Consider the following 14,288-nt stretch of genomic DNA (forward strand, 5'->3'; position numbering starts at 1 on the left):
TGTGCGGATCAGGTGGCCGGGTAGCTGCTGTAGTCGGGGAAGTTGCCGTAGAGCCGGCCGTCACCGCCCACCGTGACCGCCTGCACGAGCAGGTCGCCGCCGACGAACGCGCCCTTCCAGGACGCGCCCCGGCCGCCGAACGGCTCGTCCCGGTCGCCCCGGGAGCGCGGCTTGTTGATGCCCACCTTGAACGCCTGGAGGTCCACCGCCAGCTTGCCGGCCAGCTCCTCGTCGTCGCAGGCGAGCGACGCGACGAGCGCGCCGTTGGAGGCGTTCATCTGGGCCAGCAGCTCGTCGGTGGTGTCCACCACGACGATCGTGTCCACCGGGCCGAACGGCTCGGCGTGCATGAGGCGGGACCGGCCGGGTGGGGCCAGCAGCACGGCCGGGGCGACGTACGCGGAGGTGTCCTGCCCGTCCAGGAACGGCGCGCCGTCCAGCTTGCCGCGGTGCAGCGGCACGGCGCCGCCGCGTACCGCCTCGTCGACCTTGCGTCGCAGCTCGTCGGCCTTGGCGGCGCTGATCAGCGGCCCGAAGTCCAGCTCGGGCAGCGGGTCGCCGGCCGACCAGTCGGCACCGACGGCGAGCGGGTGCCCGAACCGGATCGAGCGGACCACCGGCAGGTACATGTCGAGGAACTCGTCGACCAGGTCGCGCTGGACCACGAACCGGGGGTACGCGGTGCAGCGCTGCTTGCCGTACTCGAAGCCCTTGCGCAGGTGCGCGGCGAGCGAGTCCCACTGGGAGAAGTTCCAGATGCCCCAGGCGTTCAGGCCCTCCTGCTCGATGAAGTGCCGCTTGTCGCAGTCGAGCAGCGCGGCGGCGACCTTGCCGCCGTTGGAGCGCCCGCCGACGAACGCCACCGCGCCGATCTCCGGCGCGCGGACGAGCACCTCGGACAGTTCCTCGCCGCTGCCGGACAGCAGCGTGGCGGGCAGTCCGGCGCGGCGCATCAGCGCATGTGCGACGGTGAGGCAGACCGCCCCGCCCTGCGACGGCGTCTTGGCGATGACCGCGTTTCCGGCCAGCAACTGCACCAGCTCGGCGTGCACCAGCACGCTCATCGGGTAGTTCCAGGAGGCGATGTTGCTGACCGGGCCGGGCAGCGGCTCCCGGCCGTCGGCGAGCATCCGCCCGATCTCCTGCACGTACCAGCGCACGCCGTCCAGCGCGCGGTCCACGTCGGCGCAGGCCAGCCGCCACGGCTTGCCGATCTCCCAGACCAGCAGCAGGGCGAGCAGGTCGCGGTGCGCGGTGAGCGCGTCCAGCGCGTCGGTGACCCGGGCGACGCGCTCGGCCAGCGGGGTCTGCGCCCACTCCCGGTGCGCCGTGGCGGCGTGGGCGACGGCGGCGCGGGCCGTGTCGGCGTCGAGCCGGGCCAGGTGTACGAGCACTGTGTTGTCCACCGGGGTGCGCACGGCGGTGGGCGTGCCGAGCGCGCGCCAGTCGCCCTGGACGAGGTTGTGCAGGGTGGTGGTGCCGTCGGGGCCGGTGCCGAACGCCTCGGGCGTGGCGGCCACCGCCCGGGCGAGCGTGTCGGACCAGGAGGTGCCCTCGGCGAGTCGTAGAGCCATCGCGATCTCCTCAGTGTCGTCCGGGGAGCGGCGGCGTCGATGGCACCGCAGGTGAGGCGTACTGTCCCGCGGGGCCGAGCGGCCGGGCAACCGTACGTTCGTATGCCAGGACGGCCCGGCCGCCGCCGGCGCTCTCGCGGGCGTGTCCGCCACCGAGCCGATGTCGCTGAGCTGGGACTTAACGCGCTCAATATTGAGAAGTGTCGATGATGTGATCCAGCTCCCGATGGTTACCCGTGAGTACGCCCGGGTGCTGCGGATCAGCGTGGTCTTCCCCTGTGATGAACGGCGCATTACATTGTCGGTTGTCCATGGGAGCGCTCCCGAACCTCCCGCGGACACCCACCACCACCGCCCACGCGGCAGCCGGAGCCCTGCGAACCCGTCCCCGCTCCGGCTGCCGCCCGGCGCCAGCCACAGGAGCTCGCCATGCCCCGTCCGATTCCGCCGCCGGGAGGCCGGTCCCGGCTCCGCCGGCTGTTCGCCGCCGGCGCCGCGCTGGCCGTCGGCCTGGCCACGGCCGTAGCCGCCCCGCCACCCGCGTCCGCCTCCGCCGCGCAGGCCGCGCCCGCGTTCAACTACGCCGAGGCGTTGCAGAAGTCGCTGTTCTTCTACGAGGCACAGCAGTCGGGCCGCAAGCCCTCCTGGAACCGGGTGTCCTGGCGCGGCGACTCCGCGCTCACCGACGGCGCCGACGTCGGCGTCGACCTCACCGGCGGCTGGTACGACGCCGGCGACCACGTGAAGTTCGGCTTCCCGATGGCGTTCAGCGCCACCATGCTGGCCTGGGGCGCGGTCGAGTACCGCGACGGGTACGCCGCCTCCGGCCAGCTCACCCACCTGCTGAACAACCTGCGTTTCGTCAACGACTACTTCGTCAAGGCGCACCCCGCCCCGAACGTCCTCTACGGACAGGTCGGCAAGGGCGACGACGACCACAAGTGGTGGGGCCCGGCCGAGGTGATGCCGATGGCGCGGCCCGCGTACAAGATCGACGCGAGCTGTGGCGGCGCGGACCTGGCGGGGGAGACGGCGGCCGCGATGGCCGCCTCGTCCATGGTGTTCCGGCCCACCGACGCGGCCTACGCGGACAAGCTGCTCGGCCACGCCAAGCAGCTCTACACGTTCGCCGACACGGTGCGGAAGAGCTACCACGAGTGCATCACCGACGCGACGAGCTTCTACAAGTCGTGGAGCGGCTACCAGGACGAGCTGGTGTGGGGCGCGATCTGGCTGTACCGGGCCACCGGCGACGCCACCTACCTCGCCAAGGCCGAGAGCGAGTACGACAAGCTCGGCACCGAGCCGCAGTCCACCACCCGTTCCTACAAGTGGACCATCGCCTGGGACAACAAGCAGTTCGGCGCGTACGTGCTGCTGGCGAACCTGACCGGCAAGCAGAAGTACGTCGACGACGCCAACCGGTGGCTGGACTACTGGACCGTGGGCGTCAACGGGCAGCGGGTGCCGTACTCGCCCGGCGGGATGGCCGTGCTCGACTCCTGGGGCGCGCTGCGGTACGCCTCCAACACCGCGTTCGCCGCGCTGGTCTACAGCGACAGGACCACCGACACCACGCGCAAGTCGCGCTACCACGACTTCGCCGTCCGGCAGATCAACTACGCGCTGGGCGACAACCCGCGCAACTCCAGCTACCAGATCGGCTTCGGCGCCAACTCGCCGCGCAACCCGCACCACCGCACCGCGCACGGCTCCTGGTGGGACAGCCAGACCGTGCCCACCGAGACCCGGCACGTGCTCTACGGCGCGCTGGTCGGCGGCCCGTCCTCGGCCAACGACGCGTACACCGACAGCCGGTCGGACTACGTGATGAACGAGGTGGCCACCGACTACAACGCCGGTTTCACCTCGGCGCTGGCCCGGCTGACGAACGAGTACGGCGGCAGCCCGCTCGCCGGCTTCCCGGTCGCCGAGACGCCCGACCTGGACGAGCTGACTGTGGAGACCACAGTGATGCAGGCCGAGCCGCGCGCCACCGGGCTCAAGGCGATCGTCTACAACAAGTCGGCGTTCCCGGCCCGGGCGCTGACCACCGGTAAGTTCCGGTACTTCTTCCGGCCCGACGGCACCGGCCCGGTGACAGTCACGCCCGGCTACACCCAGGGCTGCCCGTCCCCGTCGGCGGCGAAGCAGTTCTCCGGCGACATCTGGTACGTCGAGGTCGACTGCACCGGCTACACCATCGCGCCCGCCGGCCAGTCGCAGCACCGGATGGAGGTCCAGTTCAAGATCGGGGTGCCGGAGGGCGGCACCTGGGATCCGACGAACGACCCGTCGTACCAGGCCACGGCCGGGCCGAACCGCAAGGTGCCGCTCTACTCCGCCGGCGTACGCGTCTGGGGCGAGGAGCCCGGACCGGCCACGCCGGACACCACGGCGCCCTCGGTGCCCGGCACGCCCGTCGCGTCCGCCGTCACGTCGAGCGGGCTCACGCTGAGCTGGGCCGCATCCACCGACACCGGCGGCAGCGGCCTGGCCGGGTACGAGATCACCCAGTCGCAGACCGGCAGCGACGCGCTGGTGCTGCGGACCGCCACCACCAACACGCTCGCGGTGACCGGGCTGCTGCCGGAGCGGACGTACCAGTTCACCGTGCGGGCGCTCGACGGCGCCGGCAACCGCTCGGCGTCGTCGGCTGCCGTCAGCGTCACCACGCCGGCCGGCCCGGCGCCGGACACCACCCCGCCGACCGCACCCGGTACGCCCACCGCCTCGGCGGTCGGCCCGACCGGCCTGACGCTGACCTGGGGCCCGTCCACCGACGCCGTCGGGGTCACCGGGTACCGCGTCTACCGGGGCGGGAACGTCCTGGTCGGCACCGCCACCGGCACCACGCTGGCGGTGACCGGGCTGACCGCCTCCACCACGTACACCTTCACCGTGGTGGCGGTGGACGCGGCCGGCAACGTCTCGCCGGCCTCGCCCGGCGTCACAGTGACCACCACGGCCCCGCCCACGGGCGGCGCCTGCGCGGTGACGTGGACGGCGAACACCTGGGACACCGGGTTCACCGCCAACGTCACCGTCGCCAACACCGGCACCACGGCGATCAACGGCTGGACGCTGGCGTTCACCTTCGGCAACGCCGGGCAGAAGGTCGGGCAGGCCTGGTCGGCGAACGTGACCCAGACCGGTACGGCGGTGACCGCGTCGAACCTGTCCTACAACGGGACGCTGGCGCCGGGGACGTCGACGAGCTTCGGTTTCAACGGCACCCACACCGGCGCCAACCCGAAGCCTGCCGCGTTCACGCTGAACGGCTCCGCCTGCACCGTGTCCTGACCGTCGAGGCGGCGTGGCGTGGCCGGTGCCGCACCGGGCGACCGGCCACGCCACGCCTCGCGCGGCCAGAACCTTTCCGAAACGTTTCCGAAACACCATTGTCCCCGTCGATGCGCGATGGAAGCATCGACGGAGCTAGATACCCAACCGAGACGTCCAGTCGTCTTCGCCCCGGCGGCCTGGGTGTTGGCCAGTAAGGAGGCCAAGATGGCCATGAGCCCATCCATTCATCGCGGCGTGAGCCGGCGACGGCGATCACCCGCCGTCCGGGCGCTGCTCGCCGGCGCGGTCAGCGCCGTGACGGTGGCCGCCGTCGCGGTGATGATGCCGTCGGCGAACGCCGCCGCGAGCACGTTGGGCGCCGCCGCCGCGCAGTCGGGCCGCTACTTCGGCACCGCCATCGCGGCGGGCCGGCTCGGCGACTCGACGTACAGCACCATCGCCGGGCGCGAGTTCAACATGATCACCGCCGAGAACGAGATGAAGCCGGACGCGACGCAGCCCCAGCGGGGCCAGTTCAACTTCAACTCCGGTGACCAGATCTACAACTGGGCGACCCAGCGCGGCCTGAAGGTCCGCGGGCACACCCTGGCGTGGCACGCGCAGCAGCCGGGCTGGATGCAGAGCCTGAGCGGCAGCAACCTGCGTCAGGCGATGATCGACCACATCAACGGCGTGATGGGCCACTACCGGGGCAAGCTCGCCGCGTGGGACGTGGTGAACGAGGCGTTCAACGAGGACGGCAGCCGCCGCCAGTCGAACCTCCAGGGCACCGGCAACGACTGGATCGAGGTGGCGTTCCGCACCGCCCGGGCGGCCGACCCGTCGACCAAGCTCTGCTACAACGACTACAACATCGAGAACTGGTCGTACGGCAAGACGCAGGGCGTCTACAACATGATCCGGGACTTCAAGTCCCGGGGCGTGCCGATCGACTGCGTCGGGTTGCAGACCCACTTCACCGGCGGCAGCTCGCTGCCGGGCAACTTCCAGACCACGCTGTCCAGCTTCGCGGCGCTCGGCGTGGACGTGGCGCTGACCGAGGCGGACGTCACCAACGCCTCGACCAGCCAGTACGCGGGTCTGACCCAGGCGTGCCTGAACGTGCCGCGCTGCATCGGCATCACCGTCTGGGGCGTCCGCGACAGCGACTCGTGGCGCTCAGGCGAGAACCCGCTGCTGTTCGACGGCGGCGGCAACAAGAAGGCCGCGTACAACTCGGTCCTCAACGCGCTCAACGCCGCCGCCCCGACCTCGGGGCCGACCACGACCCCGACCACGGGACCGCCGCCGAGCGGCGGCGCCGGCCGGATCGTCGGCGTGCAGTCGGGCCGGTGCATCGACGTGCCGAACGCCACCCAGACCAACGGCACCCGCGTCCAGCTCTACGACTGCAACGGCCAGTCCAACCAGCAGTGGACGTACACCTCGAACAAGCAGCTGATGGTCTACGGCAGCAAGTGCCTGGACGCGAACGGCGCGGCCACCGCCAACGGCACCGGAATCATCATCTGGGACTGCAACGGCCAGTCGAACCAGCAGTGGAACATCAACTCCAACGGCACCATCAGCGGCGTGCAGTCCGGCCGCTGCCTGGACGTCTGGGGCACCGGCAACGGCCAGCAGGTCCAGTTGTACGACTGCCACGGACAGACCAACCAGCAGTGGCGGACCGACTTCGGTGGCACCACGCCCCCGACCACGCCGCCGCCGACCACGACGCCCCCGCCGGGCGGCTGCTCGCTCCCGTCGACCTACCGGTGGTCGTCGACCGGCGCGCTGGCCAACCCGCAGAACGGCTGGGTCTCGCTCAAGGACTTCACCAACGTGGTCTACAACGGCAAGCACCTGGTCTACGGGTCGTACGTCAACAGCAGCGGCCAGTACAGCTCGATGAACTTCAGCACGTTCACGAACTGGTCCGACATGGCCTCGGCCGGCCAGAACGGAATGAGCCAGGGCACCGTGGCGCCCACCCTGCTGTACTTCGCGCCGAAGAACATCTGGGTGCTGGCGTACCAGTGGGGACCGACCTCGTTCAGCTACAAGACGTCGAGCGACCCGACGAACGCCAACGGCTGGTCCTCGGCGCAGACGCTGTCCACCGCCACCCTGCCCGACGCCCCGTACGGCGTGATCGACCAGACGCTCATCGGCGACGACCAGAACATGTACCTGTTCTTCGCCGGGGACAACGGCAAGATCTACCGGTCGAGCATGCCGCTCGGGAACTTCCCGGGCAGCTTCGGTTCGAGCTACACGACGATCATGACCGACTCGACGAACAACCTGTTCGAGGGCGTCGAGGTCTACAAGGTGGCGGGCCAGAACCAGTACCTCATGATCGTCGAGGCGATCGGGAGCCAGGGACGCTACTTCCGGTCGTTCACGTCCAGCAGCCTGAACGGCTCGTGGACCCCGCAGGCCGCCACCGAGAGCAACCCGTTCGCCGGCAAGGCCAACAGCGGCGCGACGTGGACCAACGACATCAGCCACGGTGACCTGGTCCGCACCAACCCCGACCAGACCAAGACCGTCGACGCCTGCAACCTCCAGTTCCTGTACCAGGGCAAGAACCCCAGTGCGGGAGGCGACTACAACCTGCTGCCGTGGCGGCCGGGTGTGCTGACCCTCCAGCGCTGACCGTCACACCTTTCGAGGAGAGCGTGCCCGGCACCCGTGCGGTGCCGGGCACGCCCGTTCCGGTGGGCCGGACCGGCCGGCGGGCGAACGGCGGTGACCCGGGGCAAGCTGGATCGGTGGAGCGCATGCTGCTGACCGTCGGCCACGGGGCCGCCCACCGCGACCAGCTCGGGGACCTGCTGGCCGGCGCGGAGGTCGCCCTGGTCGTGGACGTGCGCCGCTACCCGGCCAGCCGGACCAACCCCGACGTCCGCCGCGAGGCCCTCGAACGCTGGCTGCCCGAACGGGGCATCGACTACCGCTGGGAGCCGCGCCTCGGCGGCCGCCGGCACGTCCGCGCCGGCGAGCCGGAACCGGACACCTGGTGGACGGTCGCGGCCTTCCGGGCGTACGCCGCGTACACCCGCACGCCCGACTTCGACGCCGCACTGGACGAGGTGCTGGCCGACGCCGCGCGGCGGACCACGGCCGTGATGTGCAGCGAGAGCGTCTGGTGGCGCTGCCACCGGCGGCTGATCGCCGACGTCGCCGTGCTCGGCCGCGGCGTGCCGGTGTCGCACCTCATGCCGGACGGGCGGCTCAGCCCGCACCGGCCCGCCGAGGGCGCCCGCCGCCTGCCTGACGGGCACCTGCTCTGGGAAGGCTGACTCAGCCGGCCAGGTCCTCGGCGAGCAGGTCCATCAGCAGCGCGTCGTGCCAGCGTCCGTCCGCGCCGCGTTCGTAGCGGCGCATGATGCCCACCGGGCGGAACCCCACCTTCGCGTACGCCCGGATCGCCGCCGTGTTCGCCGCCGCCGGGTCGATGGTGAACCGGTGGTGGCCGTACTCGTCGATCAGGTGCCGGACCAGCGTGCGGATCGCGTCGCCGCCCAGCCCCGAGCCGCGTACCGCCGGGTCGAGGAACACGTCCAGGCTGGCGTGGCGGTAGTCCGGGTCGGTCTCGGCGTACCACTGGATCGCGCCGACCAGCCGGCCGTCGTGCTCGACCGCGTAGGTCGTCACCGCGTCGTCGGCGAGGTCGGCCCGCACCGACGCGGCCAGGTCGTCGCCGCCGCGCCACCAGCGGCGCACCTCGGGGGTGGCCCGGATCGCGGCCAGGGCGGGCACGTCGGCGTCGGTCACCGGCCGCAGCGTCACCGCCCGCCCCCGCAGCACGCCTCAGCCCCGCCGCTCGCCGTGCTCGACGCAGACCGCCGACCAGCCCGTCGGTACGACCTGCACCTTCATCCGCCGCCGGCAGGACGCGCACCAGCGCGGCGGCTCCCACGCCCGGGCCGCCTCACACGCCGGGTGCGGCCCGGCCGCCACCGACTCGCCGCACCTGTCGCACCAGAGCACGGCGGGGGCCGTGGTGGCGGGGGAGGATTCGGTCACCGCTGCCTCACAGGGTCGCCGAGAGCGCCTTCACCGGCATCTTCAGGTCTTCCAGCAGCTTCAGATCGGCCGTCGCCGGCCGGCCCAGCGTGGTCAGGTAGTTGCCGACGATCACCGCGTTGATGCCGCCGAGCAGACCGTCGCGGGTGCCCAGGTCACCGAGGGTGAGTTCGCGGCCGCCCGCGTACCGCAGGATGGTGCGCGGCATGGCCAGCCGGAACGCGGCGATGGCGCGCAGCGCGTCCTTGCCCTCCACCACCGGGCGGTCGCCGAGCGGCGTGCCGGGACGCGGGTTGAGGAAGTTCAGCGGCACCTCGTGCGGGTCCAGCTCGGCGAGCTGGGCGGCGAACTCGGCGCGCTGCTCGACCGTCTCGCCGAGCCCGAGGATGCCGCCGCAGCAGACCTCCATGCCGGACTCGCGGACCATCCGCAGCGTCTCCCAGCGCTCCTCCCACGAGTGCGTGGTGACCACGTTCGGGAAGTAGGAGCGGCAGGTCTCCAGGTTGTGGTTGTAGCGGTGCACGCCCATCTCGACCAGCTCGTCGACCTGCTCCTGGGTGAGCATGCCGAGCGAGGCCGCGACCTGGATGTCGACCTCGGCGCGGATGGCGGCGACGCCCTCGCGCATCTGCTTCATCAGCCGGGCGTCCGGGCCGCGCACGGCGGCCACGATGCAGAACTCGGTCGCCCCGGTCGCGGCGGTCTGCTTCGCGGCCTCGACCAGCGCCGGGATGTCCAGCCAGACCGAACGGACCGGGGAGGTGAACAGGCCGGACTGCGAGCAGAAGTGGCAGTCCTCCGGGCAGCCGCCGGTCTTCAGCGAGATGATGCCCTCGACCTCGACCTCCGGGCCGCACCAGCGCATCCGGACCTCGTGGGCGAGCTGGAGCGCGGCGGGCAGGTGCTCGTCGGGAAGGTTCAGCACCGCGAGGACGCCGGCCTCGTCGAGGCCGACGCCGTTGCCCAGCACCCGCTCCCGGGCCTGGTCGAGGATCTCTGGCATGGCTCGTAACCTAACAGGCCACCGTGAGCCCGGGAAACCGCCGCCGCCGGCCCTCCGGCGAGCCGGGACCGCGCCACGCCGGGGCCCTCCGCGCGGGTGGTAACTTCGCCCCGCGGAAGCGCCCGGCGGGGCGGGGAGTCGGCGGGAGGGGACGGCACGGTGGCGGACTGGCTGGCGGCCCTGGACCGCCGCGCCGAGCTGCGGGCCCGGGCGGGGCTGACCCGCACGCTGCGCCCCCGGGCCGCCGACGACGCCGTGGTCGACCTGGCCGGCAACGACTACCTCGGCCTGGCCACCCACCCGGAGGTCACGGCCGCCGCCGCGACGGCCCTGTCCGAGTACGGGCTGGGCGCCACCGGGTCGCGTCTGGTGCGCGGGTCCACCGACGCCCACCACGCGCTGGAGGACGACCTGGCCGGCTGGCTCGGCGTCGACCGTGCGCTCGTGTTCTCCTCCGGCTACCTGGCCAACCTCGCCGCCGTCCGGGGGCTGACGCAGCCGCGTACGCTGCTCGTCTCCGACGCCCACAACCACGCCTCGCTGATCGACGGCTGCCGGATCTCCGGCGCCGAGACGCTCGTGACGCCGCACGCCGACGTCGCAGCGGTGGCCGCGGCGCTCGCCGCCGCGCCGGGCCGCCCGGCGGTGGTGGTGACCGAGTCGGTCTTCTCCGTCGACGGCGACCTGGCCCCGCTCGCGGAGCTGCACGCGGTGGCCCGCCGGCACGGCGCGCTGCTGCTCGTCGACGACGCGCACGCGCTCGGCGTCACCGGCCCGGCCGGCGCCGGTGGGGTGGCCGCCGCCGGGCTGGCCGGCGCGCCCGACGTGGTGGTCACCGCGACGCTGTCCAAGGCGCTCGGCGGGGCCGGCGGCGTGGTCGCCGGGCCGGCCGAGTTCGTCCGGCACCTGGTGGAGACCGGCCGCACGTTCATCTTCGACACCGCGCCGCCGCCCGCCGTGGTGGCCGGGGTCCGCGCCGCGGTGCGCCTGGCCCGCACCGGTGACGCGCTGCGCGCCGAGCTGGCCGACCGGGTCGCCACGGCGGTGCGCCGGCTCGGCGGGGCCGGGCTGTCCGTGTCCGCCCCGGACGGCGCCGTGATCTCGGTGACCGCGCCCGGCCCGCAGGAGGCGACCGCCTGGGCCGCCGCCTGCCGGGACCGGGGCGTGGCGGTCGGCTGCTTCCGTCCCCCGTCCACGCCGGACAGCCGCTCCCGGCTGCGGCTCACCGTCAGCGCCGGGGTGGACCGGGCCGACTTCGACCGGGCCCTGGACGTCATCGTGGAGTGTGCGCCATGAGCTTCGGCGACGCCTGGACCGGGCCGGTGCTGGTGACCGGCACGGACACCGAGGTCGGCAAGACGGTGGTGACCGCCGCCGTCGCCGCCGCCGCGCAGGCGGCCGGCCTGCGGGTCGCCGTGGTCAAGCCCGGCCAGACGGGTACGGCGACAGGCGAGCCCGGCGACGTCGACTCGGTGACCCGGCTGGCCGCCCCGCTGACCGGCCGGACGCTGGCGAGCTACCCCGATCCGCTGGCCCCGCTGGCCGCGGCCCGGGTGGCGGAGCTGCCGCCGCTGGAGCTGTACAACGCGGTCGACGCCGTCCGCGAGGAGGCGGACAAGCACGACCTGGTGCTCGTCGAGGGCGCGGGCGGGCTGCTCGTACCGATGGGGTTGCGCCCGTCCGGCGAGCCGTGGACGGTGGCCGACCTGGCGGTCTCGCTCGGCGCGCCCGCGGTGGTGGTGGCGCGGGCCGGACTCGGCACGCTCAACCACACCGCGCTGACGCTGGAGGCGCTGGAGCGGCGGGCCGTCCCGGCCGGCGTGGTGATCGGCGCCTGGCCTGCCGAACCGGAGCTGGTGCACTGGCTAAACCTGTCCGAGCTGGTGCCGAACCTGCTCGGCGCGGTGCCGGCCGGCGCGGGCGGGATGGACCCGGGCGTGTTCCGCCGGTCCGCGTCCGGCTGGCTCACCCCCGCCCTGTACGGCGTGCTGGACGACTGGCGGGCCTGGGCCGAGGAGACCTGACTTTCGTCGGTGCCCGGCCCGGCCGGGCGTGGGTAGCGTGACCGCCGTGGAACCCCGCGAACGACAGCGCCGGGCCGGTGACCTGCTGCTCTGGGCCGTGCTCGCGGCGCCTGTCGCGTACGGCCGGCTCACCCCGCCGCAGATCGGCGAGCTGCCGCCGCTGGCCGCCGCGCTGGCGCTGCTCGGCACGGCGGTGTGGATCGGCCGTCGGTGGCCGCTGGTCGCGGTGCTCGCGGTGGTGGCCGGCTCGCTCGTCGACGGCAACGTGGTGTTCGCCATCCCGGTCTTCGGCTACCTGGCCGGGCGGCGCAGCGACCGGGCCGCACCGGCCGCCGCCGTCTTCGCCGCCATCGCGGTCACCGGCTCGGTGCTCAACCTCGGACTGCTCGGCACCGAGCCGTCCACCTGGTTCCTGCTCGCCTCGGTGCTGCTGTTCGCCGGGGTGTTCCCCTGGCTGCTGGGCCGGCTGCGGCGGCAGCACCGCGCGCTCGCCGACGCCGGGCTGCGGCACGCGCAGGCCGAGCGCCGGGCCGAGGTCGAGCGGGTACGCCTGCGCGAGCGGGCCCGCATCGCCCAGGACATGCACGACTCGCTCGGCCACGACCTGAGCCTCATCGCGCTGCGGGCGGGCGCGCTGGAACTGGCACCGGACCTGTCCCCGGCGCACCGGGCGGCGGCCGGTGAGCTGCGGGCCAGCGTCGCCGCCGCCACCGAACGGCTGCACGACGTGATCGGCGTGCTGCGCGAGGAACGCACGTTGCGGCCGCCGGGGGAGACGGTCGCCGACGTGGTCGACGGCGCCCGCGACGCCGGGATGACGGTCGACCTGCGCGCCGACGGGGCGGACCTGCCGCCGCTGCCCGCGCACGCCGTGCACCGGGTGGTCCGGGAGGCGCTCACCAACGCCGCCCGCTACGCCCCCGGCGCCCCCGTCACAGTCGCTGTGGGACGCGATGCCGGCGCGGTGACTGTCGCGGTGGTGAACGCGCCGCCGCCGGCCGGTCCGCTGCCCGGGCCGCCGTCGCACGGCTCCGGGTTGCTGGCGCTGCGCGAGCGGGTACGCCTCGCCGGCGGCACCCTGGACGCGGGTCCCCGCGACGGCGGCTGGGCGGTCACCGCCCGCGTCCCGCTGACCGGCCCGGCCGACGCCGAGGCTGCCTCGCCGGTCACCGGCGGCCTCACGGACGCGCTCGGTGTCTCCGGACGCGCCGGTGTAGACACCGGTCCGGCCGGCGATTCCGGGACGACCATCCCGCGATCCGGTGGTCTCGGCGACGGCCGCGCGGACGCGGATCCGCCCGGCGTGTCCGGAAGCGCGGCTGCCGGCGTACCCCGGCGGGGTGAGCCCGGGGACGCGGCCCGGCGGCTGCGGGAGGCCCGGCGGCGGGTGCGGCGCAGCCTGCTCGTCGCGATCGGCGCGCCCGCCGGGCTCGCACTGGTGCTGGCGCTCGTCTACTACCCGCTCGCCACGGCCGGCGCGGTGCTCGACCGGGCCGGCTACGAACGGCTGCGCCTCGGTGAGCCGCGTGACGCGCTCGGGCTGCCCCGGCGGCAGGCCGACCCGCCCGCGACCGGCGCGGTGCCGGGCTGCGAGTTCTACACCGACGGCAACTTCCCGTTCGCCCAGGCGACCTGGCGGCTCTGCTTCGCCGACGGCCGGCTGGTCAGCAAGGAGCAGATCGCACCATGAGCGACGACCTCGACCGCCCGCTGCGGGTGGTGCTCGCCGACGACGAGGCGCTGGTCCGGGCCGGGGTCCGGGCGATCCTGGCGGCCGACCCCGGCATCGAGGTGGTCGGTGAGGCGGGCGACGGCCTCGCGGCGGTGGAACTGGTCCGCGCGCACCGGCCCCGGGTGGCGCTGCTGGACATCCGGATGCCCCGCTGCGACGGGCTCAGCGCCGCCGCGCAGATCCGCCGGCTGGTGCCGGAGACGGCGGCGGTCATGCTCACCACGTTCGGCGACGACGACCTGATCGCCCGCGCGCTCGGTCACGGCGCCGCCGGGTTCCTGCTCAAGTCCGGTGACCCGCGCGAACTGCTGGCCGGGGTGCGGGCGGTGGCCGACGGCGGGGCGTACCTGTCGCCGCGGGTGGCCCGCCGGGTGATCGAGCTGAACGGCCGCCGGATGGCCCGCGGCCCGTACGCGCGGGACCGGCTGGCCGGGCTGACCGACCGGGAACGCGACGTGCTGGCGCTGGTCGGGGCGGGACTGTCGAACGCCGAGATCGCCCGTCGGCTGCATCTGGTCGAGGGCACCGTGAAGAGCTATCTGACCAGCATCTTCACCCGGCTGGACGTGCGCAACCGGGTGCAGGCGGCGATCCTCGCGTACGAGGCGGGGCTGGTTCCGCCGACCGGCTGACCA

The 14,288-nt window shown here is 73.6% G+C and carries 11 protein-coding genes; 7 read left to right on the forward strand and 4 right to left on the reverse strand.

The window, feature by feature from the left end; translation table 11 throughout:
* Positions 1 to 8: 8 nt before the first annotated feature.
* Positions 9 to 1,574 carry an aldehyde dehydrogenase family protein gene (locus ACN27D_RS24350; RefSeq protein ID WP_421500063.1) on the reverse strand — a complete coding sequence of 522 codons (1,566 nt, stop codon included), beginning with the start codon at positions 1,572 to 1,574 and terminating at the stop codon, positions 9 to 11.
* Between the two features lie 429 nt (positions 1,575 to 2,003).
* Here ACN27D_RS24350 and ACN27D_RS24355 point away from each other — a divergent pair, with 429 nt between their 5' ends.
* The 3 genes from ACN27D_RS24355 to ACN27D_RS24365 all read left to right on the forward strand — a co-directional run bounded on the left by ACN27D_RS24355 (position 2,004) and on the right by ACN27D_RS24365 (position 8,167).
* Positions 2,004 to 4,877: a glycoside hydrolase family 9 protein gene (locus ACN27D_RS24355; RefSeq protein ID WP_421500064.1), complete on the forward strand. Its 2,874-nt coding sequence runs from the start codon at positions 2,004 to 2,006 to the stop codon at positions 4,875 to 4,877.
* 207 nt (positions 4,878 to 5,084) lie between these two features.
* Positions 5,085 to 7,520 (forward strand): non-reducing end alpha-L-arabinofuranosidase family hydrolase, encoded by a 2,436-nt coding sequence (locus ACN27D_RS24360; protein WP_421500065.1) that lies wholly within the window; start codon positions 5,085 to 5,087, stop codon positions 7,518 to 7,520.
* A 23-nt stretch (positions 7,521 to 7,543) separates the two neighbouring features.
* Positions 7,544 to 8,167, forward strand: coding sequence for a DUF488 family protein (locus ACN27D_RS24365; protein WP_421500066.1), 624 nt, complete (start codon positions 7,544 to 7,546; stop codon positions 8,165 to 8,167).
* Position 8,168: 1 nt separating this feature from the next.
* Here the strand turns inward: ACN27D_RS24365 and ACN27D_RS24370 are convergent, their stop codons facing one another.
* From ACN27D_RS24370 to bioB, 3 genes are read right to left on the reverse strand one after another with little or no spacing between them, the layout of a single operon-like run.
* Positions 8,169 to 8,675 (reverse strand): GNAT family N-acetyltransferase, encoded by a 507-nt coding sequence (locus ACN27D_RS24370; protein ID WP_120570954.1) that lies wholly within the window; start codon positions 8,673 to 8,675, stop codon positions 8,169 to 8,171.
* 3 nt (positions 8,676 to 8,678) lie between these two features.
* Entirely contained in the window at positions 8,679 to 8,894 is a 216-nt protein-coding gene (locus ACN27D_RS24375) for a hypothetical protein (RefSeq protein WP_393155654.1), read from the reverse strand.
* A gap of 7 nt (positions 8,895 to 8,901) precedes the next feature.
* Positions 8,902 to 9,897 carry a biotin synthase BioB gene (gene bioB, locus ACN27D_RS24380; RefSeq protein ID WP_120570953.1) on the reverse strand — a complete coding sequence of 332 codons (996 nt, stop codon included), beginning with the start codon at positions 9,895 to 9,897 and terminating at the stop codon, positions 8,902 to 8,904.
* Between the two features lie 159 nt (positions 9,898 to 10,056).
* Between bioB and ACN27D_RS24385 the strand changes: the two genes are divergently transcribed.
* The 4 genes from ACN27D_RS24385 to ACN27D_RS24400 are packed head-to-tail and all read left to right on the forward strand — an operon-like array spanning position 10,057 to position 14,285.
* On the forward strand, positions 10,057 to 11,193 hold the full coding sequence (locus tag ACN27D_RS24385) for an 8-amino-7-oxononanoate synthase (RefSeq protein ID WP_364804518.1): 1,137 nt from the start codon (positions 10,057 to 10,059) through the stop codon (positions 11,191 to 11,193).
* Positions 11,190 to 11,921: a dethiobiotin synthase gene (gene bioD / locus ACN27D_RS24390; RefSeq protein WP_120570951.1), complete on the forward strand. Its 732-nt coding sequence runs from the start codon at positions 11,190 to 11,192 to the stop codon at positions 11,919 to 11,921. The genes ACN27D_RS24385 and bioD overlap by 4 nt, the downstream gene beginning before the upstream one ends.
* Before the next feature lie 46 nt (positions 11,922 to 11,967).
* The gene (locus ACN27D_RS24395) at positions 11,968 to 13,611 is read left to right on the forward strand and encodes a sensor histidine kinase (protein WP_421500067.1); all 1,644 of its coding nucleotides are present in this window, start codon (positions 11,968 to 11,970) and stop codon (positions 13,609 to 13,611) included.
* Positions 13,608 to 14,285, forward strand: a complete 678-nt coding sequence (locus ACN27D_RS24400; RefSeq protein WP_421500068.1) for a response regulator — start codon at positions 13,608 to 13,610, stop codon at positions 14,283 to 14,285. Before ACN27D_RS24395 ends, ACN27D_RS24400 begins: the two co-directional genes overlap by 4 nt.
* Positions 14,286 to 14,288: the final 3 nt, after the last annotated feature.

It is taken from the genome of Micromonospora sp. WMMD1274 (assembly GCF_049179035.1).
Classification (GTDB): domain Bacteria; phylum Actinomycetota; class Actinomycetes; order Mycobacteriales; family Micromonosporaceae; genus Micromonospora; species Micromonospora tulbaghiae.

Bases quoted from the DNA above. Each gene is read 5' to 3' on its own strand.
- ACN27D_RS24355 (WP_421500064.1), top strand. From the start codon at position 2,004: ATGCCCCGTCCGATTCCGCCGCCGGGAGGCCGGTCCCGGCTCCGCCGG.
- ACN27D_RS24350 (WP_421500063.1), bottom strand. From the start codon at position 1,574: ATGGCTCTACGACTCGCCGAGGGCACCTCCTGGTCCGACACGCTCGCC.
- ACN27D_RS24400 (WP_421500068.1), top strand. From the start codon at position 13,608: ATGAGCGACGACCTCGACCGCCCGCTGCGGGTGGTGCTCGCCGACGAC.
- bioB (WP_120570953.1), bottom strand. From the start codon at position 9,897: ATGCCAGAGATCCTCGACCAGGCCCGGGAGCGGGTGCTGGGCAACGGC.
- ACN27D_RS24360 (WP_421500065.1), top strand. From the start codon at position 5,085: ATGGCCATGAGCCCATCCATTCATCGCGGCGTGAGCCGGCGACGGCGA.
- bioD (WP_120570951.1), top strand. From the start codon at position 11,190: ATGAGCTTCGGCGACGCCTGGACCGGGCCGGTGCTGGTGACCGGCACG.